The sequence below is a fragment of the Enterococcus sp. DIV2371 genome, from assembly GCF_050498525.1.
Classification (GTDB): domain Bacteria; phylum Bacillota; class Bacilli; order Lactobacillales; family Enterococcaceae; genus Enterococcus_B; species Enterococcus_B mangumiae.
This window is the reverse complement of sequence record NZ_JBIPAJ010000001.1, coordinates 2,030,608-2,056,240: the sequence shown is the minus strand read 5'-3', so window position 1 is coordinate 2,056,240 and position 25,633 is coordinate 2,030,608. Positions and strand designations below refer to the sequence as shown.

Sequence of the window (25,633 nt, the reverse complement as noted above, 5' to 3'; positions counted from 1 at the left end):
GGATTATCCAAAAATGAGGCTGAAATTTTCTTAATGTCTGTACTCAATGTGATTTTACGTATAGAAAGATTGAAAATTTTTAGAAATAGGTAAAACCCTTTATATTATCGAATCTACAAGTAACATTGATAAGATTTTTGAGGATCGTATTTTCAATTTTATCCGGTCAGAGTTAAAGGAGATGACAGTGATTTGTGTTACACATAGTTCGTCGGTGCTAAATCACTTTGAAAAGTCTATTGTGATTGAAAACGGAATGGTCACAAACGTTGCCGAAAACTCTGAGCTGTTAAAACAAAACCAAATGTTCAGAGCGATGTTTACTTAAGATAAAAATGAAACTACCGAATGAGAGAAACGATTAAAGAGTTTTTTCATTCGGTAGTTGTTTAAATTTATTAGATTTTTCTAATCTTTAAATGATTTTTTGTGTTTTGTAGTTAATTACCGATGTAAGAGTAAGGTTATAAGGAGAAGTTATGAAGAACAAAAATCAGAATCTATACATTGCCCAGTTCATTGCATCCGTGTGTGTTGTGGTTGTTCACTCTGGCACGATCGTTAGTGATCCGACATTGCATTTTGTAGTGAAAAGCATGGTATGTCGAATTGCGGTTCCGTTTTTCTTCGTGAATAATGCGTACTTCTTTCGATTGAATAGCAAAAGAGAAGAGTATTCCCAAAAGTGGCTGAGAAAGATAGTACGTCTCTATACAATGACATTTATACTTTACATACCCCTTGGCATTCAGTTAATACAACAGACAGTCCATCTTCATTGGGGATTACTACCCATAGTACTAGTTGTCAGCTTCTTTTATAGTGGGAGCTTCTATCATTTGTGGTATTTTCCTGCCTTAGTATTTTCGTTAGTTGTTGTGAAGTACTTGGTTCAAAAAATAGGTTATAGATGGATGTTTTTCATTTGTTTCCTGCTCTTTTCAATTGGTTCTATTGAAACATATTCAGCATTTTTTTCTAATCCTCTCATAGTTTCATACATGGAAAAATATTTCAGTGTGTTTGTAACTACAAGAAACGGCTTATTTTTTAGTCCACTATTTGTTATCATAGGCTTTTTTTTGGCGGATAATAAGTGTAGATTAGAAAAACACTTCAAGTTACTTTTCTATGGATTGGTATTTACAGTTCTTATTGGCTTATTTGAGGGGATGATCGTATTTCAAAATCAAGGAGTTGATAAGAACTTCATGTACTTCACTATTCCATTGACGATGTGTTTGTTTGGGCTATTAGTTATTTCGAAAAATAAAATCAGCGGTTTTGAAAAGTTGAAACCTTATAGTCAAAGTGTATTTTTGCTACACATGATGCCTATTCAAATTTTTAATTTATGGCATGACGAGATTACTCCTCTTACCGGCTTATTTCGTACGGCGATTGGAGTGATAACTCCACTCATTATTGCCTGGGGTTATGGCAAGGTAAGAAGAACAGTTTTAGAAGTAAGAGTTGCAAAAATAAAGTAGATACAAGCGGATTCTGACTCCTTGATAGATTGAAAGAGAGGTAGGTGAGAAAGATCAAAGACTATCTAATTATCCTGAAAATAAAGTCAGGAGATGTTGGCGCTTGGGAAAAACTTGTTGAGAAGTATTATGACAAAATTTTCAATTATTGTAAAAGAAGATTTTTTGGGAAAAGTGGATTAGCCGAGGACTTGACTCAAGAAACGTTTTTGAAAGTAATAAGTAGTATCGATTCTTATAAATTCTCAGGAAGTTTTTTCAATTATCTTTTCACCATTGCTGTGAATACGTGTAATAGCTACAGCAAGAAAAATGATTTTGACGAAGTAGTATTTGATGAATCTTACAATAAAGAGTTAGATGAGCAGGACTATAACGTTGACTTTGTAAATGAACAAAGTAGGATCATTCAGCGTGCGTTAGACCAACTTCCAGAATATCAAAGAGAAGCAATCATATTAAAATTTTTCTATGATATGAAAATTAAGGAAATAGCACAAGTAACTAAAACGAGTGTGCCAACAGCGCAATCAAGGATTCAACAGGGACTAGTCAAGATGAAACGAATACTGAAAAAGGAGGAATATTATTTTGAATAGAGACTATCTGAAAAATGATACTTCTACCCAAGAAGCAAAAAAAAGAATAATGAAATTGGGAAAAAAACAAATGCTTAAAAACCAAATTTCAAGAAAATCTTATTTAGGTTTATTTTTATCATCAATTAAGTTTGTGGGATGGAAATTGTGGAGTATTCAATTTACACTTATAGGATTCTCCTTGTTTCTTATATTCTCAAAGGGTGAAATGAGCTATGAGAATGTTCTGAGAGGGCTAACGGTAATGGTTCTATTTTCAGTGATATTTTTTACAGATGAGCTATTTAAAAGCTTCACGAGTAATATGTGGGAGCTAGAGCAGACGTTTAAATATGATTTAAGGCAGCATACAACGATGAAAATGCTTATTTTTGGTTTATTTGACTTCCTTTTGATAGTGATTCTTGCGATGGCGGGTAAACAGTTATTCCCTATTTCTTTTTTTTATTTTGTGTTGTATCTTCTCGTGCCATTTAATATTTTCTGTATTGTTTTATTCTCGATTTTTACTCTAATGCGAAACAACTTGTCGAACATATTGATTTGGAGTAGTTCAGGGGTACTAGTGGCAGCAACGATTATTATTGAAGGAATGTTCAATATTTATAGTTTGCCACTTTCTTATTGGGCGATTATTTATGGGGGGACTTTAATTGGACTTTTTGCATTGATAAGCGAAATGTTAAAGAAACATAATATGGGAGGTGATTTTATATGAAATTAGAAATAAAGAATATTACTAAGAAATTCGATGAAATAAAAGCTTTAAATGATGTTTCTCTGACTCTAAATTCAGGGGTTTATGGTTTACTTGGAGCCAATGGTTCAGGAAAAACAACCCTTTTTAGGTTGATTTGCGGAGTGATTAAATCTGATGGTGGAGAAATTTTATATAACGGCAAGGATGTAACAGCAGACAGTGAAGCATTCAGATCTATTCTCGGTTTCTTACCACAAGATTTCAGTTATTATCCAGATTTTACGGGGATAACATTTATGCTTTATATCTCAGCATTAAAAGGATTGAGAGGAAAACTAGCAAAAAGACGATGTTTGGAATTGCTTGAATTAGTTGGTCTCTCAGATCAAAAGAATAAAAAAATAAAGAAGTATTCGGGTGGTATGAAACAAAGATTAGGAATTGCCCAAGCGTTGATTAATGATCCTGAAATTCTGATACTTGATGAACCAACAGTAGGATTAGATCCAAAAGAGCGAGTGAGATTCAGAAACCTAATCAGCTCCCTATCAGAGAATAAAATTATCATTTTATCTACTCACATTGTATCTGATGTGGAATATATTTCGAATGAAGTGTTGGTTTTAAATAAAGGTGTGATTCAAGATAGAGGAATAGTAACTCAATTGATGGCTAATATCGAAAACAGTGTGTGGGAAGTCAAAACATCGCTTGACGAGATTAATTCATATTATCAAAAATATCTTGTAAGCAATCAAAAATATGTAGATGATAGTGTCTTATTAAGAATAATTTCGGCCGTAAAACCAAATGATAATGCTTTCCATGTGAAGGCAAACTTGGAAGATTTGTATTTATATTATTTTAGAACGGATGATCAAACTAATGCAGATTTTTAAATTTGAAATTCAAAAAATATTGAGAAATAAATCGTTTATCGGAGCTGGATTTGTCCTGTTATTGAGCCTTTTTGCAATAGTTTATATTGGCTTTTATCATTCGCAACTTAGGGGAGCTAAAAATATTACTGATGTTTCGGGTAGGGAATCAATTGAAAGATATCTAGATTTTACAGATGAGTATCAGGGAGAGTTGACAGATCAAAAGATTAAAAAGATTACATCAGACTATTTGAAAATTTATCAGGATAAGAAAATAAAAAATAATCAAATATTTGATTATTTTCAATGGTCAGTGGTAGATACATTCACAAATCAAGAGGAGCAAGATGTTTATGTTGAAATGACGAATACCATTAGGGATGGTCAAAAGTATACCATTGACGATGTGAATCTTTTATCTATGGAAGATGTGGGTTTTAAAAAAGTAAGCTTTCCAATCAAAATAGGGAATTTTAAGACTTGGACGGATTTGTTTAATGTCACCGCCACTGCTTTTGTTCCAGTTTCACTATTTGTTATTCTATTCTGCTCGATGCTCTTTGCGAATGATACTTCAAAAAATATTGTTCCTTTGTTGTTGTCTACAAGATACGGTAGAACAAAAATGACAACATCTAAGATCCTAGTTGGAACAGGTATGGCAATAGCTTCCTTCTTTATTGTTCAATTAATAATTTTAATAATATTTGGCATTTATTATGGATTTAGTGGGTGGGATGTGAGCATCCAAGCCAACTTGGATTGGAAGGTTTTTGATTTTCCACTGGAATGGAATATGCTCCAAGGTTACATGTTCGGTGTTGCTTTCCATTTAATAGGATTGTTGTTCATCGCTGGCGTAACTATGTTGATTTCAAGTTTGAGTAGTTCGCCGTTTAGTGCTTTAGCCATTTCGTTAGGAGTCTTTGTCATTCCGCAACCACTGACACATGTTTTTATATCAGGAGTACCAAATAAAATACTGTATCTCTTCCCAATCAACACATTTGAAATCGATAAGGTGATGTTGTGGATGAGCCGAGATAATATGTTCTTCTTCCACTCATTTGTTGCAAATATTACCTTAATACTTATCGGTCTGTTGGTGACAAAAGTTGTGTTAGATATAATTATATATGTAAGAATGAAAAATCTCAGCCTTACGTAAATCATCAAAGAGAGATGTAAGTAAAAATAGCATATTTCGGTTGAGTTTAGTCAAAATGTTGGACAAATTTTGAGACATTTTTTTGATAAGAGAGTGCCTAATATTAAGGGAATAATCTGGTTAAAATTCTGCAAAATAAAATGAGAGAAAGATATTGAAAAATGTGTTTCCCCTAACTTTACTTAGTTTTAATTGCAAATGTTTTAAGTATTAGAGTAATGTTCATAAAACATTTTATTTCAGAGATTCCTCTACAAAATAGTTTAAAGAATTGAAGATCAACGATGAATTCAAGGATCAGTGTATGTAAATTGACTGCGTAATCAAACAAGTAATAAACAATGGTAAACTAGCAAAAAATCGCTCATGCTAAATAATCTAATCGAAAAAAGTAACTACAGCCTAAACGTTCGCTGCGTTGGCTGTGGTTACTTTTTTGGAATCAAATGTAAAGAATCAAATCGTTAAGATCGACGACTACAGATCGCAGCCTGTGCTACGGCTAATCGAGCAGCGGGAATCCGGTAAGGGGAGCAAGAGACATAGTCGATTCCGATCGCTTGAAAGAATGGAATGGACTGTGGGTCTCCGCCAACTTCTCCACAAATGCCGATCGATAGCTCTGGTTTGATTCTTCTAGCATTCGAGACAGCGATTTTGATTAATTGACCAACCCCTTGTTGATCCAAATGTTGGAACGGATCTTGTGTCATGATTGCTTTTTCTTGGTAACGATTGATGAATTTTCCGATATCATCACGGGAAAAGCCATAGGTCATTTGGGTGAGATCATTTGTACCAAAACTGAAGAAATCAGCCTGTTCTGCTAATTGATCGGCAATCAAACAAGCGCGAGGTAATTCGATCATCGTACCGATCTCATATGGAAACGGTGAACTATTTTGTGAGTTGAAAGTTGCTTCAATCGTTTCGATCAACAGCGTTTTGAGATGTACTAACTCTTCCTTTTCAGCGATCAACGGGATCATTATCTCTGGGATAACTGGTACACCTTCTTGTCTTAGGCGAATGGCACTTTGCATGATCGCTTTGACTTGCATCTGGTAGATCTCAGGCGTAGTGATCCCTAGTCGGCACCCTCGATGCCCTAACATCGGATTGGTTTCTTTCAAGGCTTCGATTTTAGTTTTTAATTCATTGACTGGCTGACCCAATTTTTCTGCTAACTGTTGAATGTCTTGCGGATCATGGGGGAGAAACTCGTGCATCGGTGGGTCAAGCAAACGAATGACCATCGGTTTCTCTTGGATCGTTTGGAACATCTGATAAAAATCATCTTCTTGGAATGCTAATAACTTTGTCAAAGCGGTTGTCATTTCTTGGGTATTATCAGCTAAAATCAAACGACGCATTTCTAAAATACGTTCTTCTCCAAAAAACATATGCTCAGTCCGTGCTAAACCAATTCCTGTAGCACCAAAATCAAGAGCTGTTCGTAAATCAGTTAATGTTTCAGCATTAGCACGTACGTCCAAATCGGCAACTTCATTGGCCCAGGATAAAAATAAAGCTAGATCTTGATTGTTTTCTGCAACGACTGTCGGAAGCTCCCCTAAATAAATCTCGCCGGTATTGCCGTTGACCGAGAGGATGTCGCCTTCGGTTAGTCGAACGTCTTTCGTTATGACAGTTTTTGTTTCTTCGTCGATCGTCAAGGCCTCTGAACCTGTTACGCAACAAGTTCCCATCCCTCGGGCAACCACAGCAGCATGAGAAGTCATCCCACCACGACTAGTGACGATTGCTTCACTCACGATCATTCCTTCGATATCTTCCGGTGAGGTTTCTTGCCTAACTAAGATGACTTTACTTCCTAGTTCATGTCGTTCTTTTGCTTTTTCTGCGGTGAAGACGATCTCACCCGTTGCGGCGCCTGGACTAGCTGGTAAACCTTGTGCAAAAGCAGTTGCTTGTTTGAGGGCAGTGGGTTCAAAAATTGGATGGATCAGTTGATCGATCATTTCTGGTTCCATGCGCATCAAAGCTTCTTCTTTTGTAAGTTTCTTTTCCACAACTAAATCAGTCGCGATCTTTAAAGCAGCTTTCGCTGTTCGTTTGCCATTTCTCGTTTGTAAAATAAATAGTTTGCCATTTTCTACCGTAAATTCAATATCCTGCATGTCTTTGTAATGTGTTTCTAGCATTTGTGCGTAGTGCAAGAAGTCTTGATAAACATCTGGCAGGCGCTCACTTAATTCTTGGATCGGTTGTGGTGTACGAATACCAGCCACCACGTCTTCTCCTTGGGCATCCAAAAGAAACTCACCAAAGAGCTGATTCTCACCAGTTGACGGATTCCGAGTGAATACGACGCCTGTACCGCTTTCATTTCCGCTATTGCCAAAAACCATCTCCTGAACGTTGACGGCTGTTCCTAAATCATGGGCGATACCATGTAACTCACGGTAAACATTCGCTCGTGGATTGTTCCAAGAATGAAAGACGGCTTGGATCGCTTCTTTCAACTGATCCATTGGCTGTTGAGGAAATACTTTTTTATGTTTACTAAATAATTCTTTATATTTTTCGATCAAAGATACTTGTTGTTGTTCGTTGAAATCAGCGACAGATTTATTGTTTGCTTTTTCTGCTTCTGTCAGTAAAACATTGAAGCTTTCTTTGTGGATACCATAAACAACGTCGCCAAACATTTGTAACAAACGACGATAGCAGTCGTATGCAAAGGATAAATTGGTTTGTTCTGCGAGCGTCCGGACACGTGAATCATTCAACCCTAGATTAAGAATCGTATCCATCATACCAGGCATAGAAAAGACGGCACCGCTTCTGACTGAAACTAATAATAAGTCCTCGTCGCTCCCAAATGTTTTGTTGGTTTCAACTTCCAAGCGTTTGATCGCTGTACGAAGCTCTGCTGCCAAATGTTTTTCAAAGAAAGTAGCATCATTAAGATAGCGCATACAACTTTCCGTAGTCAAAGTAAAGCCAGAAGGAACAGGCAAGCCTAAGTGTGTCATTTCCGCTAGATTTGCACCTTTTCCACCTAATAATGCTTTATCTTTACTTCTACCTTCACTAAAATCATAAATCCATTTTTCCATGAGATGAGCCTCCATTGATTTAATGTGAGTCATATTTTGTATAAATACATCTTAATATGACTCATATATATCTGTCAATTAGAAAAATAAAACGCAAATTTATTTTGAAATCGCTTTATATATGTGTATAATAAATAATGTAAACGAAGGAGGGAGGAAAAGGCTAAGATGAAATTAAGTGAACGACAAAAAAAAGTCATTGAGATCGTCAAAAAAACACAACCTGTCAGTGGAGAAAAAATTTCTGAACTCTTAGACGTATCCAGAGCGACATTACGGTCGGATTTATCTTTTTTAACGATGGCCGGTATACTTGAAGCAACGCCCAAGATCGGCTATACCTACACTGGCTCAGACTTAGAAACGCTTTTTTTCTTTAAAACGTTCACAGTAAAAGTGAGTGAGGTCATGGTACCGCCTTTACTGATCGATTTGAATACTTCGATCCGAGATGCAATCACAACGTTGTTCGTGTATGATGTCGGCTCGATTTATGTCATTGATGAAAACAAACAATTGGTCGGCGTATTGTCGCGAAAAGATTTATTGCGTGCTTCACTGAATACAGAGATCGATCACACACCTGTCGCTCTTTGTATGACTCGGACACCGCACATCAAAACTTGTACGAAGCATACCGATATATTGGAAGCGGCAACGATTCTTCAAGATTTTGAAGTAGACTCTCTACCCGTTGTCGATGAAGCGGATGAAAGCAAAGTAATCGGGAAGATCACTAAATCAAAAGTATTGAATTTTATTACTCAGCAAGCGAGAAATGCTGAACGAAATCGATAGGGGGATTTTTACATGCAAAATGAAGTCAATGTTTATTCTATCTCAGATTCACTAGGTGAAACATCGCAAAAATTGTTATCTGCTGTGATGGTCCAGTATCCTAATTTGGTATTCAATAATAACTATAAATTTCCTTTTGTGAACAAGAAAGAAGAACTGTTACCTATCTTAGCAGATGCATTGCGTGATAAAGCGATCGTGATCAGCACACTAGTGAATCTGGAATTATCAGAAGCTGCCAAAGCTTTCAGTAAAAAAACAGGCTTACTCTATATCGATTTGATGCATCCGCTATTTGAGATCATCCATGCAAAAACAGGGATGCAACCGATTGAAGAACCAGGTGCTGTCCATAAATTAGATACAGAGTACTTCAACCGGATCTCTGCCATCGAATTTGCGGTTAAATATGACGATGGAAAAGATCCAAAAGGGTTCTTAGATTCGGATGTCGTCCTTCTTGGCGTTTCTCGAACATCAAAAACGCCGTTGAGTATGTATTTGGCAAATAAAGGCTATAAAGTGTCAAATCTTCCGTTGATTCCTGAAGTCCCTTTACCAAAAGTATTAGAAGAAGTAGACAAAAAGAAAATCGTCGGCTTGATCTGCCATCCAGAAAATCTAGTGAGAATTCGTAGCAATCGCTTAGATTCTTTAGGATTACATCAAACGTCTAGCTACAATAATTTAGAAACGATCAATAAAGAATTGGAATACTCCCAAGAGATTTTCGATCGCTATGGCAATTTTGTGATCGATGTGTCGGATAAATCGATTGAAGAAACAGCTTATCTCGTTGAAAATCATTTGAAAAGTTTGAAATGAGTCACAAGGTAAAAAGCAATCTGTGTAAATGTATATGAACGTTTACGCAGATTGCTTTTTTTGTTTTATTATTTGATGAATTTGTTGATTTGGGTGAAAAGTTCTTGAGTTGTTTTTTTGATTTCTTGCTTTGCCAAGATCGCTGAAACAACGGCAAAACCTTGGATCGGGAAGTCCTTGAATGCTGCAATCGTCCGTTCGTTGAGTCCACCGATCAAAACAACAGGAATCGAAACATTTTGAAGAATATTTTTTAGTTCAGTTTTTGTTACTTCAATTGCATCTGACTTGGTAGAGGTGGGGAACATCGCACCTACACCTAAGTAATCCGCACCGGCTTTTTCCGCTAAAATCGCCTGTTCAACGGTCTGAACGGAAGCACCGATGATTTTTTCAGGTCCGATCATTTTTCTCACCATAGCAACAGGTAAATCTGTTTGACCAACATGTACACCATCTGCATCACAAGCTAATGCAATATCTACGCGATCATTGATGATCAACGGAACTCCATAGTAATCTGTCAATTCTTTGAGACGATGAGCCTCTTCAAAAAAGTCACGTGAGCTGGCTGCTTTTTCCCGCAACTGTAAGACGGTGATTCCTCCATCAAGTGCTTGTTTCACTGCTTCTTGAAGTGTATGTGATTTTAGCAGTGACTGATCTGTGACGAGATACAAACGATAATCGATGTCATTTTTCAACATAATTTCCTCGTTGGGTCAATGTTTGTTGGTCGATACGACTGATCTCATCGATCAACGCGACACGAAGGCTTCCGGTACCTGTTGTTTGTTCGAAAGCAAGTTCTCCTGCAATGCCCATTGCTAAAACAGCTGTAGCGGCTGCATAGAAGAGTTGATCGGGGAAACTACCACAAAAGCTAGCAATCAAAGAGGTGAGCATACAACCGGTACCAGTGATTCTACTCATTTCAGCACAACCATTATGCACTAAGATGTTTCGTCGTCCGTCAGAAATCACATCAACAGCACCAGTGATCACTACGATACATTTATGCGCTGTTGCTAATTGATCTGCAATCAGTTGTGCTTCTTCAATCGAGCTTGTATCACTCGCCGAGGCATCGACACCTTTTGTGGAACTTGTGATTCCGGCTAAGAAGCGGATTTCTGAAATATTACCACGTATCACGGCACAATTCAGCATATTAATGATCGATCTGGCTGTTTCATTACGGAAGTCAGATGCGCCTGCGCCAACGGGATCAAAAATGATTGGAATCCCTTTTTTATTAGCTGTTTGTCCAGCTAAAAGCATGGAATTTACCGTACGTTCGTTCAACGTTCCCATGTTTAGTACCAATGCTTGTGACATCCCTGTGATTTCCATCACTTCCAGCACTTCATCCGCCATGATCGGTGAGCCACCGATTGCAAGTGTCAAATTTGCACAATCGTTGACAGTCACATAGTTGGTAATATGGTGGACCAAAGGATTGTTCGTACGTACCGTCTCTACAGCTGTTTCTAAAAATGTGTTCATTCGTTTTGCTCCTCCTTTAAGCCATTGTGATAAAGCGAATAAAAATGATTGGTCGGACCATGTCCTTTGCCCAATTCTAGTGAATGCTCGATCGCCATGGTGATATATTTTTTGGCCTTTGAAACTGCTTGTTCCAATGTTGCACCCAAGGCAAGTTGTGAAGCGATTGCAGAAGAGAAGGTACAACCAGTTCCATGAGTATTTTTTGTGGGGATACGTGCTGAACTGTAGGAATATAGGTTTTCCCCATCAAACAAGACATCAGTAGCTTCACCTGAACGATGACCGCCTTTGATCAGAACCGCACTCTGACTTATTTCATGAATGGCTTTTGCTGCTCGCTCCATTTCTTTCACTGAAGAAATCGAACGATTCACGATTTTTTCTGCTTCTGGAATATTTGGTGTGATCAATGTTGCCAATGGTAAGACCTCTGCAATCAATGTGTCGATCGCTTTAGGCTCCATCAGTGCGTTCCCGTTTTTCGCATACATCACAGGATCTAAAACCACATGTTTAGGTTGCCATTCTTTAAGACCATCAGCGACAGCTAACATGGTATCTGCACAAGACAACATCCCGATTTTGACAGCGTCTGGGTAGATATCTTCAAAAACAGCTGTCATTTGTTCGTTGATGATCGTCGGTGAGATGTCTTGATATGAAATCACACGAGCGGTATTTTCAGCAACGACTGAGGTGACCACCGACATGCCGTAAACACCATGAGCGGCAAATGTTTTTAAATCGGCTTGGATACCGGCGCCACCGCTACAATCTGAACCGGCAATACTTAGTACTTTCTTCATCAGGTTCCTCCTTAAAATAGAAAAAAAGACATTCTTCCAGTATAGAAGAATGCCTTGATTGTTTCGATTTCGCATCAACAAAAAGGACATTTGCTCCCTACGCTGGTATCAACCAACAGGTTCAAAGGGTCAGGTTTTACCTTCTCAACGTAATAACGTCCCCCCGCAAACAAAATCATATTCGGTTACTAGTTAATCATATCTGAAAAAAAATAAAGAATCAAGTTTTGCAGAACTTGCCTATCATTGAACGGATAATAGTAACAGCTTACTTTATTAATTCTCAATAATGTCCTTAAATGAAGGGTATCGCATTTCACAAAATGCTATACTAAAGAAAAACGAATGATCAAGCTCAGTTATTATGCAACATATAAAAACCAAACTTATGAAGGAGGATTCTATGACAGAATTAGGAAATCTACCGAATATCGGGAAAGTGCTTGAAGAAAATTTACGAACGATTGGTGTGACGACGGAAGAACAACTCAAAGAAAAAGGGACGGAACAATTATTCTTTGAGATTCGACAAAAGGTGGACAGTGGCGCATGTCTACAAATGCTTTATGGTATCGAAGGGGCAATGAAAGGCAAGCGTGCACGAGATTTAACAAAAGAAGAAAAAGAAAAGTTAAAGCAATTTTATCGAAGCCTTAGCTAAAATAAATAAGCAACGAGATAAGGAAACTGTAGATGTTTTCGTATCTTGTTGCTTATTTTTCTGTGAGTTTTTGGAAAAAAAGTGAATTGTTATAAATATAGGAGCAATCATTTGTTTTACTTTTTCGATCAAAATAATCAATTAAGATAGAAAATAGCAAGTGATTGTAAATTAAAATTTGTAAATAAAATAACGTTATTGAGTTTTTTTATAACTATTTACAAAAAAATAAGCAAGAAATAAGTTAGATAACAGGTGATTTTATTCAAAAATGATAGACGAAGAAAAGAAATGTTTGAAGATATTTAATTCAATAGATTAAGTGTTTTTGAGCGTGTTTTATAAAAAACTCATACAATTTTAATGTAAAATTTGCTATAATTAACTTGACAGTAAACTAATAATTGATTTTCAAGGTAGTTAAAAAATATCAATTAGAAAGTATAATAATAACGTTTTTAAATATTAATAATCGGCTTTTATATTTTTATGATATTTACAATAGATTAAAAGCAACTAGTACAACACGATTAAATAGAAGGTAGGAGATTAAATTGGTGGTTGAGTAGCTATCACTAAAATGGTTTCAAAAAAGGTAGGGTTTATAAACTATAAACACATGTACTTCGCTTTGTTCGGTATTGAGCAAAGTTATGGAGTACAACACAATGTGATTCTTGACTTCATGTCAGAATGGAGGAGTATCATGAAAAAGATAGTGTCTTGTTTTATTGTATTTCTGGTCTTTCTAGGTTTTAGCCCAAACGTATTTGCAGCAACGCCAATCGTCAACTCGGAGGTTTCATATTCTGCAAATGGTATTGATTTTTATTCTGTCGGGGAAGATGCGATGATTCCGTAGCATTTTAATGGTGCACAAATTACCCCGGGAAATCCTCCTGGGATATTTTCAACACAAGTGAGATTGTTATCCCAAAACCAACAAAGCGGTGTGGCAATGGTCATGGTCGATTTATCTACGCTGGATAACACGGATACGGAAAGAAGAAACCCTAGTGAGATGGAGTTGGAAGTTTTTCTAAATGGTGGCTCATTGGGGGAATATCAGGTCGGTGATCTATTCAGTAATACGAGCCCGTACCTAGATCCAAGTGTTCGTATGATCGGTGTGCCTTTTCTAATCGAAGGTGAGATTGGTGATGTGAACATGCTTGAGATCCATGTTTCTTTACCTACAGAAGCATCGAATGCCTCACGTCTTGCCTCAGTCACAGTAAATGTTTCATTCACACCAATCGAATCGTATACAGTGAGTTATGTAGATGGAGTAGAGGATGAGGTCATATTTGAGGACAAAACGTTTATCCGAATCGAACCAGGAGCAGCTACGCCAAGTTTTGGCGCAGAGCCTACAAGAGAAGGTTATACATTTGCTGGTTGGAGTCCGAGCGTCAGCGAAACAGTCACTAGTGACGTTGTCTATACAGCAACATGGGAACCGATTCCGACTTATCAAGTCAGCTATACAGACGGTGTATCTGGGGAAGAGATTTTTGCGGATCAAGTATTTTCAAATTTAACAGCTGGTTCTGCAACACCAATATTCAATGGGACTCCAACAAGAGAGGGCTATATCTTCAAAGGATGGGATAAGGAAGTTACGGATGTAGTGACTGGAGATGTGACCTATACCGCTGTTTGGGAGCCGATAATCACAAAAGAAATAACTTATCGAGTAGTTTATACGGATGGCGTTGAAAATGAGAACGTTTTCGATGATCAAGTATTCTCAGATCTAAGCGCAGGAATGGCAACTCCTAGCTTTAGCGGAACACCAACGAGAGAAGGATATAAATTCCTTGGTTGGACGCCAACGGTGAGTGAGTTTGTGGATGGTGATATGACTTATACTGCACAGTGGGAAAAAATACCAAAAATCAGCGAAACGGTGACACCTCCTATTCAGGAAACAGAAGGAAAGAAAGAAATAGAAAAAACGAAAATCACTGAAAGAACGAAGATCCCAGCAATCAGCCAAACAAAAGAAGTAGTAACAACTAAAGCAGTGCCAAAAGTGAGTAAAGTAAAACAAATCACCTATACAAAAGTACCAATAAAACATCATGGAAAAGCAAGTAACCTTCCGAAAACAGCGGAACAAGCGATGTACTCGAATGTCTTGATCGGTTTAGGTATGGCCATCGTTTTGACAGTAGGTATCAGTTGGTTGCACCGAAAAAAATCGGCAGGTAAGTAGCGATACTAAATTGAAAGTTAAAAGAAATTACAGAAGAATAGCAAAGAAAATGGTCAGTCACTTAGCTATCACTCAATAAAAAATACATTAAGTCAGATTTTTTTTGGAAACTCAAAAAAAGTCTGACTTAATTATTTCTCTATACGTAGCTATACTGAAAGCGTAAACAAAAAAAGAGGTGATAGGTTATGACAAATTGGCTAAACATAGAGGAAAAGACGGTTATTGTCACAGGAGGTTCCTCGGGTATTGGAGAAAGCATCGTCGAAAGCTTATTGGAACAAAACGTCAATGTAGCAAATTTTGATATTAGAGATTCAACATTGAACCATCCACGGTTATTATTCGTGAAAACCGACATAACATCGCGGGAAGAAGTCGAAACTGGCGTAGCAAAAGTGAAGGAACACTTTGGTACGATAGATGGCTTAGTCAATAATGCAGGCATCAATATTCCACGATTATTAGTGGATAAAAAGCAAGCACATGGGAAATATGAATTATCTGATGAAGTATTTGATAAAATCATCGCAATCAATCAAAAAGGGCTGTACTTGATGACTCAAGCAGTCAGTAGAATCTTAGTTGAAAAAGGACAAGGCGTGATCATCAACATGTCTTCTGAATCAGGGCTTGAAGGTTCGGAGGGGCAAAGTGCGTATGCGGCAACGAAAGCAGCTGTTAACAGCTTTACTCGTTCTTGGGCGAAGGAGTTAGGAAAATCCAATGTTCGGGTAATAGGAGTTGCTCCAGGGATCATGGAGGAGACGGGCTTACGCACGCTTTCTTATGAAGAAGCCCTTGCTTATACTCGGGGTCTCACAGTGGAAGAGCTTAGAGCTGGTTATGCAAAAACGAGTACGATTCCATTAGGTCGAAGTGGAAAATTAAAAGAAGTCGCAGATTTAGTCAGTTATTATCTATCTGATCGATCGAGTTATATCACAGGTGTGACGACCAATGTAGCTGGAGGAAAAACTCGAGGATAAAAAAGTGGGGGAAGTAAATGACGCTGGTGAACAGATGGTATCAAATTCTGCAATTACTGGTTACCCATAAAGAAATGACGATCGGCGGTTTGAAACAAAAGCTGATCGCAAGTACCCAAACAGTGAAAACCAGCATTGAGTCTTTAAACGAAGAATTGATTGGAATTGCAGAAATCGTTCAACATAAAAATGATTTTCATATCGAAATTGAAGACTTTGAAAAATTTGATCTGATAATGAACGGCAGTTTGAAACGAAAGAGCGATTTCAACTCTAGTAGTAAAAGGGTGTTCTTTATCGTCAAACAATTGATCGAGCAAAAAGATTTTGTGCTGATCGATGATCTGTCCGAGGCGTTAGGAGTCAGTCGAAGTACCGTTGTCAAAGACCTACGAGTGATGAAAAAGTTGATCGCCTCTTTTAATGTGGAAGTGATCGGAACGCCGAATCGTGGATTGCGTATGGTTGGGCAAGAACTTGATCTACGACTTTTACACCTTCATTATGTGCAAGAATATTTTGCAGAACACCCATTATCAGCACATACGAAACACTACGTTGAAAACTTGATTCAAAATTTTAGTTTGCCTAAAACGCAAGAACTTCTCTTGAAAAAAACGATCTCTATAACAATGAAACGACTGCTCCAGGGAAATATTTTAGTTGATTTGCCACATGAGTATATAGATCTTATGACGGAGCATCCTGATTTTATCGAGTTGATCCATCATTTGGAATATGAGTATAGCATCACGCTAAGTCAAACAGAGCAAGCATTTCTCAGTTTCCCTCTTAATTTAAGTGGGATCGATAGTATGGATCAAACGTCCATGGAGGAGCAAAAAATCGAAGGATTATTTCAACAGATGATGGAAAAAGTCCACGAATCTTTATTAGTAGAGCTTGATGAATCTTTCTTATATTACGAAATAAAAGACCACTTTCGCTACATGTTGAATCGTTTGATTTTCCGGGTGGAGCTTCAAGATTTGTTTTACGGTGAAATCGAATCACAATATCCTTTAGCTTACGAATTAGCAAAAATCGGGCTACAGCAGATCGGTGAGCGGTTAGAACGAGCCATTCCACCTGTAGAAATCAGTTATGTTGCTTTTTATTTTGAACTAGCATTAAGAAGACAAACAAGTACCAACGAGCATAAAGAAATTGCGATTGTCTGCAATACTGGTAAAGGTACTGCGTTGATCATCCGTCGTCAGTTGGAACGGGTTTTAGGTCCTCAGATAAACCTGGTCCATTTTTCTGAAGAGGAATACCAGAAAGAGAATCTAGACCAGTATTTTGCTGTTTTTACAACGATTCCTCTAAAAAATGTGAAGAAACATACTCCAATCATCCGTTTAACCAATTTATTCAACGAGACTTGGTTACAAGAAGAATGGCGTAAAGCCGAAAAATTGAGAGCTGCCAACCACGATCATTTAAAACTAGATTTTGAAGTTTTAGATGATAAGAAAACGTATAAGGAAAATCTGACGGACATGCTTGTGTCTCTTGAAAGAAAAGGATTAGTCGATCAGGAATTTATAACGCATTTGTTTGTACGTGAAAAACTAAAAAGCACGATTTTTGAATATGGGATCGCCTTTCCTCATGCTATCAATAAAAAATCTGCTGAAATCATTTTATCGGTGGGGATTTTTAGAAATACACTTTCGACGATCAACGGACAAGTCCAAGTTGTTTTGTTGTTAGCAATCCCTCAAGATCTGACGATTAAAAAAGAAAAAGAATTGTTAAAATTATACGACCAACTTTTCGCTGTGATTGGTGATCCAGAGTTTAGAAGTGAGTTATGTGGCTTGAAGGATTTGGTGGGGCTGCAATGTTGGATGAGAAGAAAGGGGATCATTACATGAATTTCATTTATGTGTTCGGTGCATTTGCACTTCTTGCTTATGGCTTGCAAGTAGTATTTGGCATGAAGCAAATCAAGCACTTTAATCAGATCTATGTAGAAATGCGTAGAAAAGGCAAAGTGGCTATCGGACGACGAGCCGGGAAAATCAAAGCTGGAACGATCGTCATGTTTGCTGTGGATCAAAGTGGCATCATTATAGAAGCACGAAAAATGCAAGGAGTAACTGTCTTGGCAAAGTTTCGTTTATTGCCACAATACATTGGCACAGATATCCACTACATCGACAACTATCATCCGCTTGTCCGCAACGAAAATAAATTAGTCCAACAAGCGATGTTAAATGCCAGAGAAATTTATCTACGAGTCGAATTAGGGAATTATCAAGAAGAATCTCTACCATCTCCACTGACTATGCTGGGCATTCAGTTCAGTTTATGGAAAAAACAATATCTATCAAGAAAAAGGAGTGTTGAATAATGGGATACATCACAAAATTTGCAGAAGGCTTCATCGGTTTATTTGAAACTGGTGCGGATACATTTATCTCTTGGATGACCGGAATCGTTCCAGTAGTGTTGATTTTAATGGTAGCCATGAACACGCTGATTGCATTCTTAGGTGAAGAACGAGTGACTAAAGTAGCCAAACTATCGACAAAAAATCCAGTCACAAGATATTTGATCTTACCTTTTTTATCTGCCTTCATGTTAGGAAATCCGATGTCTTTTACAATGGCACGCTTTTTGCCAGAATATTATAAGCCAAGCTATTATGCTTCTCAGGCACAATTTTGTCATACAAGTAATGGAGTCTTTCCTCACATCAATCCAGGTGAATTATTCGTTTGGTTAGGTATCGCACAAGGAATCACAACCTTAGGACTCAATTCAATGGAATTAGCTGTACGTTATATGTTTGTCGGTATTCTTATGAATTTTATCGGGGGCTGGGTAACAGACTTTACCACGGCTTATGTGTGTAAACAACAAGGAATCACCCTTAGTAAAACAGTAGAAACAGTAACAGAATAAGGAGGGCATCAAGATGAGCTATCAAAGTATTCGAGTGGTAAAAGGAACTGGTGGATTCGGTGGACCATTAGTGATCACACCAACAGAAGAGAAACATAAATTCATTTATATCACTGGTGGCGGAGAAAAACCAGCGATCGTCGATAAAATCGTTGAACTGACAGGTATGGAAGCAGTCAATGGCTTCAAAACTTCTATCCCAGATAATGAAATCGCTTTAGCAATCGTTGATTGTGGCGGAACATTGCGCTGTGGGATCTACCCCAAAAAAGGGATCCCTACGATCAATGTCGTGCCAACAGGGAAAAGCGGACCATTAGCACAATACATCACAGAAGATATTTATGTATCAGCAGTCGGGCTCAGTCAAATCACACTGACTACTGAAGAAAATACAGCAAGTGATTCTGTTAACCCGGAAACCAAGAGTGCGCCAGTCCGTGAATACAAATACGATACAAGCAAAAAAATTACTGAACAAAAAGCAGAACAACAGAATTTTATTGCTAAAATCGGTATGGGTGCGGGAAAAGTAGTGGCGACTTTCAACCAGTCGGCACGAGAAGGTGTTCAGACGATGATCAATACGGTCATTCCTTTTATGGCGTTTGTTTCATTGCTGATCGGGATCATTCAAGGGTCGGGGATCGGTAATTTCTTTGCAAACATCATGGCACCTCTAGCTGGCAATATTTGGGGATTGATGATCATTGGTTTTATCTGTTCGTTACCTTTCTTATCTCCGTTATTAGGTCCAGGGGCAGTAATCAGTCAAGTGATCGGGACATTGATCGGCGTGGAGATCGGAAAAGGCAATATTCCGCCACAGCTCGCATTACCCGCGTTGTTTGCGATCAATACTCAAAATGCGTGTGATTTTATACCGGTCGGTTTAGGCTTAGAAGAAGCAGAAGCGGAAACAGTGGAAGTCGGCGTCCCATCCGTTTTATATTCACGTTTTTTAAACGGTGTCCCAAGAGTGTTGGTTGCGTGGATAGCAAGTTTTGGGATGTATAGTTAAATTCAGGAGGAAGAAAATGTCAGTTTACTCAACAAAAGTAACTTCGATCGGTGCTGAAGCTGCACTATTCAAAGAAGAGAAAATCGTCATATTGTTTGGCAAAGATGCACCAGATATGTTGTCGGCTTATTGCTACAATATCGAACTTCAGCCCATCCATGGAGAGATCAAAGTAGGTCAACAGTTGATGGTCGATGATACAAGCTATCGTATCACCTCTGTTGGAAGTTTGGTCAATGATAATCTAAAAGAGCTTGGGCATATCACCATTAAATTCGATGGCGCGGTAACACCTGAGCTTCCAGGTACTTTATACGTCGAAGGAAAAGAAATTGCAGAGATCGGTATCAAGACAAAGATCAGTATTCAGTAACATACAGAGAAAACTATCTGTTGAAAGGATGAATGAAATGGAGTTTATGTTAGATACGATCAATATCGAGAAAATCCGTTATTACCAATCGATCCTCCCCATAGTTGGGGTAACATCAAATCCTTCGATCATCAAAAAAGAAGGAAAAATCGATTTATTTGCTCATTTGAAAGAAATCAAGGAAATCATTGGAAAAGGGAGCTTGCATGTTCAAGTAGTCGGAGAAACAACAGAGGAGATCTTAGCTGATGCGCAAGCGATCCTTGATCAGCTTGGTAACGACATCTTTATCAAAGTACCCGTAAATGAAGCCGGTTTAGCCGCCATCAAACAACTGAAAGAAAAGGGTGTGAACGTCACTGCTACTGCTATCTATTCGGAGATGCAAGGATACTTAGCAATTGCCGCAGGTGCAGATTATTTGGCTCCATATTATAACCGTATGGAAAATCTGAATATCGATGCTGCTGCGATCATCGATGCATTAGTAGCGGAAATCAAACGGACGCATTCTTCTAGCAAGGTATTAGCCGCTAGTTTTAAAAATGTGGCACAAGTCAATCAAGCTTGCCGTAAAGGGGCGCACAGTATGACGGCGTCACCAGATATTTTTGCACAAGTATTTAGTATGCCGTCCATACAAGAGGCGGTAACAAATTTTCAAAAAGATTGGGAAGGTACATTCAACGTCCAAAATGTGAAAGCATTAGGAGATTCAGAGGAATAAATTCTTTAAATAAACAAGAATAACGAGTCATAAAATGGTCAGTCACGACCAGTTTATGACTCGTTTAATATAACGTCGTATACATATTTTTTTATGAAGTAAAAACATTGATCGATTGCATGGGAAATTCGAAGAGACCAATCCTATGCATAAAAATATCTCTTCTATATTTAGAAAAAAATAATTCTGTTTTTAAAACACAAATTGAAATATTTTAGTGGATTTTCAATTGATATTTGCTAAAAATAAACGGTTTTTTTATGAATAGAAACTAGAATGATTATATTCTTTTATGGACCGATTTCGATTAGCAAGAGGAGGAATAGTTGTATTGATTGGCTCTTCCCAGATAGACCTTTATAACTGACAATTAGTCTTTCTAAGTGATATAATTTATATAAATAGTAGATTAAAAATAACCATGTGTATATTTATAGCATGCTTTTATAACTAAAGGAGGCAGTTGATGAGGATTATAATTGTTGGAGGAAACCATGCGGGGATTGCCGCAGCACTTCGTATTCGCGAGGAATATCCAGACGATGAGGTCATTGTATTCGAAAAAAAAGACGAGATAACCTTTGTCTCACAAACAATCCCATTATTTCTAATGGGGCATCAAGATATCCACTCCCAAGCAAATTACGCCACACCACAGGAAATTATTGCTCAAGGGGTGGATTTGCGCATTCAAAAAGAAGTTACCAATATTGATGCGAAGAAAAAGCTTTTGAATTTTAGAAATGTCTTAACTCAACACGAGCATGAGATATCTTATGATCGATTGATCATGGCTGCTGGATCGTATCCTAATCTTCCTCCAACTGGCGGAAAATTAAACGAAACACTGTTTCTTTTAAAAGAGCGTAAAGATGCGGAAGCAATCGAAAAATTTATCTCAGAAGCACATCATGCGGTGGTGATTGGCGCTGGATTGGTCGGTGTCGAGATTGCGCGGATCTTAGCGCAACGGAAAATGAAAGTGACCTTGATCCAATCAAATGCCCGTATCCTTGATAAATATTTAGATGAAAACGCTGCAATCGAAGTAGAAAAACAACTTGAAGAAGAAGGTATCGATGTTTTACTTGGTACTCGAGTGTTAAGCTATCACACGATTGAGAAAAAGATTTGGAGCCGTCCTAAAATCGAAGTGGAAACTTCTTCTGGGAAGAAAGTTCGCGCAGATGGCGTCTTTGTTTCCGTCGGCTTCCGTCCAAATTCATTCTTATTAGCTGGACAAGTTGAAACTGGTGACCGTGGCGCAATTGTGGTCGATAAGTATATGTACACATCCGATGATTCGATTTTGGCAGTTGGTGATTGCTCGACTACTTACATGGACTTGACTGGAGAGAACATTTATAATCCACATGCCTCAGATGCATTCCGTCAAGGACTGATTGCTGCTGTCAATATCCATGAGAAAAAACAGGAAGTAGCAATGACAACTGGAACCTATAAATTCAACATGGACGGATTTACGATTGCCAATACAGGAATCACGTTAAATCAAGCCCAAAAATATGGTTATGATGCAGATGAGGTACATTATCAGAATCATTATTTAGAGCGTGGTGGTAAATATATCCATGAATCGATTGCGAAATATGCACCAGCAGAAAAAGGTAGAAAAAGTCATTATTCAAGTATCTATCTTGTTTATGAGAAGAAAACGAAAAGAATCCTAGGAGTCCAAGTTTTGGGGACAGTTGATATTTCTCAGTACGTCAATATCATCAGTCTAGCAATCCAGAAAAACGTGACCGTGCCGGAAATAGAGTACACAGATTTCTTTTTTGAACACGGCTATAAGAATCCTTTAGGGTTTACCAAAATATTAGCCTCTTTAGTTAGGGAAAAAGAAAGAGAGAGTGGTCGCGATGGCAAAGAAGAAAAATCAGATGAAGTTAAATAAACCAAACAAAGAGATGTCAAAAAAACAAAAGCGCATGATTGAAGCTGGCGCGCTGTTGACGGTTGGCGCAGGCGCGTTTATCGGCGGAGTCACGATCCCGAATCTTTCTGCTTCTGCGGACAGTGCCTCTTTGTCTGAAAAACGACTCGTTGAAGATGATACGATCCAAGATATCGAGCATACTTCGGTCGATGAATTGAACCAATCCTTACAAAAAGGTCAAAGTAGTAGTGTAAAAACCAACACTGGATATGTAGCGAAGTTGATGGATACATTACCAAGTAAAGAAAAACTTTCATCCATGTATGAAGGAGAAGGAATCAAAGTCAGTGATAGTCATACAGCTTATGATATCCAACAGATTTTAGGAATCAAAGATGCCGATGTCTATTACCAAACGTCTACTTTATCTAAAAGTGATGCGCAAGTAATGAAAATGTCAAGTTATCGAAATTTGATCAAAGCGAATCCCAACGTGAAAGTTACTTCAGAAGGTAACTATAAAACGGTCTCTCCTCATTTATATGAATCAAAAGAAAAGGCTTATGAAGATTCTGCGAACTGGAAAGATTCAAAAGTAGTTGCAAGTACGAGAGAAAAATCATTGAGTTTCTCTTCTAAAACTAAACCTGAAAGTACCAATTTTACAGCTGATGATGGGGCAGTATTAGGAAATATGAAAATCGATACTGGCTTCTCTTTGAATGTAAAAGCAGAAAATGGACAAGCGAAGTTGACTGATCAAATCAAAAGTGATTTTGAAGATTCGATGGAGAAGAATTTTTCGATCACTTATGGAGGAAGTACCTATTATGCGGTTTATCATGATGAATCGATTTCTACCGACCATGGTAAAAATCAAGCAGATGGCTATTTTACTTTTTCTTCATCAACGCATGGATTGCCTTTAGAGATCAATGGTCATTACTTGGTTTCTCCAGTGCAGTTTGGCGATACGATCGATAGCTTGCAAACCGCTTTATCGTTACATGGGGTAAGAAGTTTTGAAAATACGGATTCATGGTTGAATACGGAAGAATCAAATATCAACGTAAAAGTAAATTTCGTTGATCAATTAGCAGATGAAGATACAACGTACTATGAGATCCAAGCAAAAGATCAAGTGATCGAATCATTGAAATACGAATATGTAACTGTTAGTTTAGATCAGCAAGAAACAGCTGATTCAAATACAGTATATGCAGATGAAATCTCTACACCAACATATAGTGGTTCTCAATCAGGAATCAGTCCCGGAGGAGCAGTGGATGGAAATCTTGCCGAAAATGCTGCTGGCTTAGCAGGATGGAATCAAACCGCAACATTTTCTGGTGGCGGATATGGGGGACACACGATCACAGCCAATTCAGCAGTAACGGTTAAAACTGGAGAAGTTTCTCAAACGAATTTCTCTTCAGTTATAAGTACAGTCAATATTACGGTAGATGGTGTGTCATATAATCAGTTTGTTGCTCAACCGATCATGGTCAATGGCGTTCAATACGCCGGTTATTTAACTGGGGCAAATGGTAGCGGTAGTGACTTTACCATCGTTGTGAAAGATACAAACTTCAATATTTATCAAATTGGGGGAGAATTTGCTTATATTTCTTCTTCGATGACAGATATGGCTTCACCAGATACAACGACACCGGATACAACTAATCCGCAAGTCGACCCAGGCACGACGACACCAGAAGTAGATCCGGGTACAGGTGGCGGCGAAACAGATCCAGGCACAACAACACCAGAAGTAGACCCAGGTACAGGTGGAGGAGAAACCGATCCCGGCACGACGACGCCAGAAGTAGACCCAGGCACAGGAGGCGGAAGTGAAACGGATCCCGGCACGACCACACCAGAAGTAGACCCAGGAACCGGCGGAGGTGATCAAACGTCACCAGGCACAACAACACCAGAAGTAGATCCAGGTACAGGAGGCGGAGAAACGGATCCGGGCACAACGACGCCAGAAGTGGATCCAGGCACAGGAGGCGGAAGTGAAACGGATCCAGGAACAACCACACCAGAAGTAGACCCAGGCACAGGAGGCGGAGAAACGGATCCCGGCACGACGACGCCAGAAGTAGACCCAGGCACAGGAGGCGGAAGTGAAACCGATCCAGGCACATCCACGCCAGAAGTGGACCCAGGTACAGGAGGCGAAACCACAGATCCCGGCACAACCACACCAGAAGTGGACCCAGGTACAGGTGATGAAACCACAGATCCAGGTACAACGACACCAGAAGTCGATCCAAATACAGGTGATGAAACCACAGATCCAGGTACAACGACGCCAGAAGTGGATCCAGATACAGGTGATGAAACTACTGATCCCGGCACAACGACACCAGAAGTGGACCCAGGTACAGGAGACGAAACCACAGATCCCGGCACAACGACGCCAGAAGTCGATCCAAGTACAGGTGATGAAACCACTGATCCCGGCACAACGACGCCAGAAATAGATCCTAACACTAGTGGTGGTGAAATCAATCCAGATACACCGACATCAGAAGCAGGAAGAAGTACAGATGATGGCGAAACAAATTCAAGTGTTGCAACACCAGACGAGGCTACTGATACAGAAAATCTAGGCGCAACAAATCAAGCAGTTAGTGATAATAGATCCAACAATGAATCATCTAGCAATGAACAAAAGAATGATCAAACAGCTAACCCGCAAACGGTAAATGATACGGAAGACGCGTCAGGTAAACAATTACCTAAGACCGGTTCAACTTCCGGCGTGTTTGGCAAATTCATTGGGGGAATACTCGTTGCTTTTGCGGGATTCTTTGGACTCTTCAAACGCAAACGTCGTGATTTACAAAATGATGAAGATCGTGTCGAACGTGTCATCAAAGAAGAGGAAGAACAGGAAAAAGAAGAAGAAAATAAAAAATAAAATTTAGATAGAAGACTAGCTGACTCAATGAGGCGGAATCCAT

The 25,633-nt window shown here is 38.5% G+C and carries 23 protein-coding genes and 1 riboswitch; of the genes, 19 read left to right on the top strand and 4 right to left on the bottom strand.

Features of this window, described 5'->3' with window-relative positions:
- Nucleotides 1-479: 479 nt before the first annotated feature.
- Genes IGL24_RS09560 through IGL24_RS09540 form a run of 5 tightly spaced genes read left to right on the top strand, consistent with a single transcriptional unit; the run spans nucleotide 480 to nucleotide 4,838 of the window.
- Nucleotides 480-1,490 carry an acyltransferase family protein gene (locus IGL24_RS09560; RefSeq protein WP_207115963.1) on the top strand — a complete coding sequence of 337 codons (1,011 nt, stop codon included), beginning with the start codon at nucleotides 480-482 and terminating at the stop codon, nucleotides 1,488-1,490.
- A gap of 44 nt (nucleotides 1,491-1,534) precedes the next feature.
- Nucleotides 1,535-2,089 (top strand): sigma-70 family RNA polymerase sigma factor, encoded by a 555-nt coding sequence (locus IGL24_RS09555; protein ID WP_207115962.1) that lies wholly within the window; start codon nucleotides 1,535-1,537, stop codon nucleotides 2,087-2,089.
- Complete coding sequence (locus IGL24_RS09550; RefSeq protein WP_207115961.1) at nucleotides 2,082-2,807, top strand: hypothetical protein; 726 nt, start codon at nucleotides 2,082-2,084, stop codon at nucleotides 2,805-2,807. The genes IGL24_RS09555 and IGL24_RS09550 overlap by 8 nt, the downstream gene beginning before the upstream one ends.
- A complete protein-coding gene (locus IGL24_RS09545) occupies nucleotides 2,804-3,688 on the top strand; it encodes an ABC transporter ATP-binding protein (protein WP_207115960.1) in 885 nt (294 codons plus the stop codon). Before IGL24_RS09550 ends, IGL24_RS09545 begins: the two co-directional genes overlap by 4 nt.
- Entirely contained in the window at nucleotides 3,675-4,838 is a 1,164-nt protein-coding gene (locus IGL24_RS09540; protein ID WP_207699633.1) for an ABC transporter permease subunit, read from the top strand. Before IGL24_RS09545 ends, IGL24_RS09540 begins: the two co-directional genes overlap by 14 nt.
- Nucleotides 4,839-5,302: 464 nt before the next feature.
- Here IGL24_RS09540 and ppdK read toward each other — a convergent pair whose 3' ends face one another.
- Complete coding sequence (gene ppdK, locus IGL24_RS09535; RefSeq protein WP_207699632.1) at nucleotides 5,303-7,921, bottom strand: pyruvate, phosphate dikinase; 2,619 nt, start codon at nucleotides 7,919-7,921, stop codon at nucleotides 5,303-5,305.
- Between the two features lie 168 nt (nucleotides 7,922-8,089).
- Here ppdK and IGL24_RS09530 point away from each other — a divergent pair, with 168 nt between their 5' ends.
- Together IGL24_RS09530 and IGL24_RS09525 are read left to right on the top strand one after the other, a co-directional pair.
- The gene (locus IGL24_RS09530) at nucleotides 8,090-8,719 is read left to right on the top strand and encodes a helix-turn-helix transcriptional regulator (protein ID WP_206856181.1); all 630 of its coding nucleotides are present in this window, start codon (nucleotides 8,090-8,092) and stop codon (nucleotides 8,717-8,719) included.
- A 12-nt stretch (nucleotides 8,720-8,731) separates the two neighbouring features.
- A complete protein-coding gene (locus tag IGL24_RS09525; RefSeq protein WP_207699631.1) occupies nucleotides 8,732-9,544 on the top strand; it encodes a pyruvate, water dikinase regulatory protein in 813 nt (270 codons plus the stop codon).
- A gap of 68 nt (nucleotides 9,545-9,612) precedes the next feature.
- Here IGL24_RS09525 and thiE read toward each other — a convergent pair whose 3' ends face one another.
- The 3 genes from thiE to thiD are packed head-to-tail and all read right to left on the bottom strand — an operon-like array spanning nucleotide 9,613 to nucleotide 11,859.
- Nucleotides 9,613-10,251, bottom strand: a complete 639-nt coding sequence (gene thiE / locus IGL24_RS09520; RefSeq protein WP_242699720.1) for a thiamine phosphate synthase — start codon at nucleotides 10,249-10,251, stop codon at nucleotides 9,613-9,615.
- Complete coding sequence (gene thiM / locus IGL24_RS09515) at nucleotides 10,238-11,050, bottom strand: hydroxyethylthiazole kinase (protein ID WP_207699630.1); 813 nt, start codon at nucleotides 11,048-11,050, stop codon at nucleotides 10,238-10,240. Before thiM ends, thiE begins: the two co-directional genes overlap by 14 nt.
- Entirely contained in the window at nucleotides 11,047-11,859 is an 813-nt protein-coding gene (gene thiD, locus IGL24_RS09510) for a bifunctional hydroxymethylpyrimidine kinase/phosphomethylpyrimidine kinase (protein ID WP_207699629.1), read from the bottom strand. Before thiD ends, thiM begins: the two co-directional genes overlap by 4 nt.
- A 77-nt stretch (nucleotides 11,860-11,936) precedes the next feature.
- Nucleotides 11,937-12,034: riboswitch (TPP riboswitch) on the bottom strand.
- Between the two features lie 228 nt (nucleotides 12,035-12,262).
- Between thiD and IGL24_RS09505 the strand changes: the two genes are divergently transcribed.
- From IGL24_RS09505 to IGL24_RS09450, 12 genes are all read left to right on the top strand, one after another.
- Nucleotides 12,263-12,520 carry a TfoX/Sxy family DNA transformation protein gene (locus IGL24_RS09505; protein WP_207115954.1) on the top strand — a complete coding sequence of 86 codons (258 nt, stop codon included), beginning with the start codon at nucleotides 12,263-12,265 and terminating at the stop codon, nucleotides 12,518-12,520.
- A 706-nt stretch (nucleotides 12,521-13,226) separates the two neighbouring features.
- Nucleotides 13,227-13,382 (top strand): hypothetical protein, encoded by a 156-nt coding sequence (locus tag IGL24_RS09500; protein ID WP_242699801.1) that lies wholly within the window; start codon nucleotides 13,227-13,229, stop codon nucleotides 13,380-13,382.
- A 57-nt stretch (nucleotides 13,383-13,439) separates the two neighbouring features.
- Nucleotides 13,440-14,738: an InlB B-repeat-containing protein gene (locus IGL24_RS09495; protein ID WP_347564944.1), complete on the top strand. Its 1,299-nt coding sequence runs from the start codon at nucleotides 13,440-13,442 to the stop codon at nucleotides 14,736-14,738.
- Nucleotides 14,739-14,926: 188 nt separating this feature from the next.
- The gene (locus tag IGL24_RS09490; protein ID WP_207116076.1) at nucleotides 14,927-15,727 is read left to right on the top strand and encodes an SDR family oxidoreductase; all 801 of its coding nucleotides are present in this window, start codon (nucleotides 14,927-14,929) and stop codon (nucleotides 15,725-15,727) included.
- Between the two features lie 17 nt (nucleotides 15,728-15,744).
- Entirely contained in the window at nucleotides 15,745-17,607 is a 1,863-nt protein-coding gene (locus IGL24_RS09485) for a BglG family transcription antiterminator (protein WP_207700307.1), read from the top strand.
- Nucleotides 17,604-18,086, top strand: coding sequence for a transcriptional regulator GutM (locus IGL24_RS09480; RefSeq protein WP_207116074.1), 483 nt, complete (start codon nucleotides 17,604-17,606; stop codon nucleotides 18,084-18,086). The genes IGL24_RS09485 and IGL24_RS09480 overlap by 4 nt, the downstream gene beginning before the upstream one ends.
- Nucleotides 18,086-18,640 carry a PTS glucitol/sorbitol transporter subunit IIC gene (gene srlA, locus IGL24_RS09475; RefSeq protein ID WP_206858633.1) on the top strand — a complete coding sequence of 185 codons (555 nt, stop codon included), beginning with the start codon at nucleotides 18,086-18,088 and terminating at the stop codon, nucleotides 18,638-18,640. The genes IGL24_RS09480 and srlA overlap by 1 nt, the downstream gene beginning before the upstream one ends.
- Before the next feature lie 13 nt (nucleotides 18,641-18,653).
- The gene (srlE, locus tag IGL24_RS09470; RefSeq protein ID WP_207700306.1) at nucleotides 18,654-19,661 is read left to right on the top strand and encodes a PTS glucitol/sorbitol transporter subunit IIB; all 1,008 of its coding nucleotides are present in this window, start codon (nucleotides 18,654-18,656) and stop codon (nucleotides 19,659-19,661) included.
- Nucleotides 19,662-19,677: 16 nt separating this feature from the next.
- A complete protein-coding gene (locus tag IGL24_RS09465; protein WP_206858637.1) occupies nucleotides 19,678-20,034 on the top strand; it encodes a PTS glucitol/sorbitol transporter subunit IIA in 357 nt (118 codons plus the stop codon).
- Nucleotides 20,035-20,071: 37 nt separating this feature from the next.
- Complete coding sequence (locus tag IGL24_RS09460; RefSeq protein ID WP_207116072.1) at nucleotides 20,072-20,761, top strand: fructose-6-phosphate aldolase; 690 nt, start codon at nucleotides 20,072-20,074, stop codon at nucleotides 20,759-20,761.
- A 466-nt stretch (nucleotides 20,762-21,227) separates the two neighbouring features.
- Nucleotides 21,228-22,679, top strand: a complete 1,452-nt coding sequence (locus IGL24_RS09455; RefSeq protein ID WP_207116071.1) for an FAD-dependent oxidoreductase — start codon at nucleotides 21,228-21,230, stop codon at nucleotides 22,677-22,679.
- Nucleotides 22,645-25,590, top strand: coding sequence for an LPXTG cell wall anchor domain-containing protein (locus IGL24_RS09450; RefSeq protein ID WP_429966322.1), 2,946 nt, complete (start codon nucleotides 22,645-22,647; stop codon nucleotides 25,588-25,590). The genes IGL24_RS09455 and IGL24_RS09450 overlap by 35 nt, the downstream gene beginning before the upstream one ends.
- Nucleotides 25,591-25,633 lie beyond the last annotated feature (43 nt).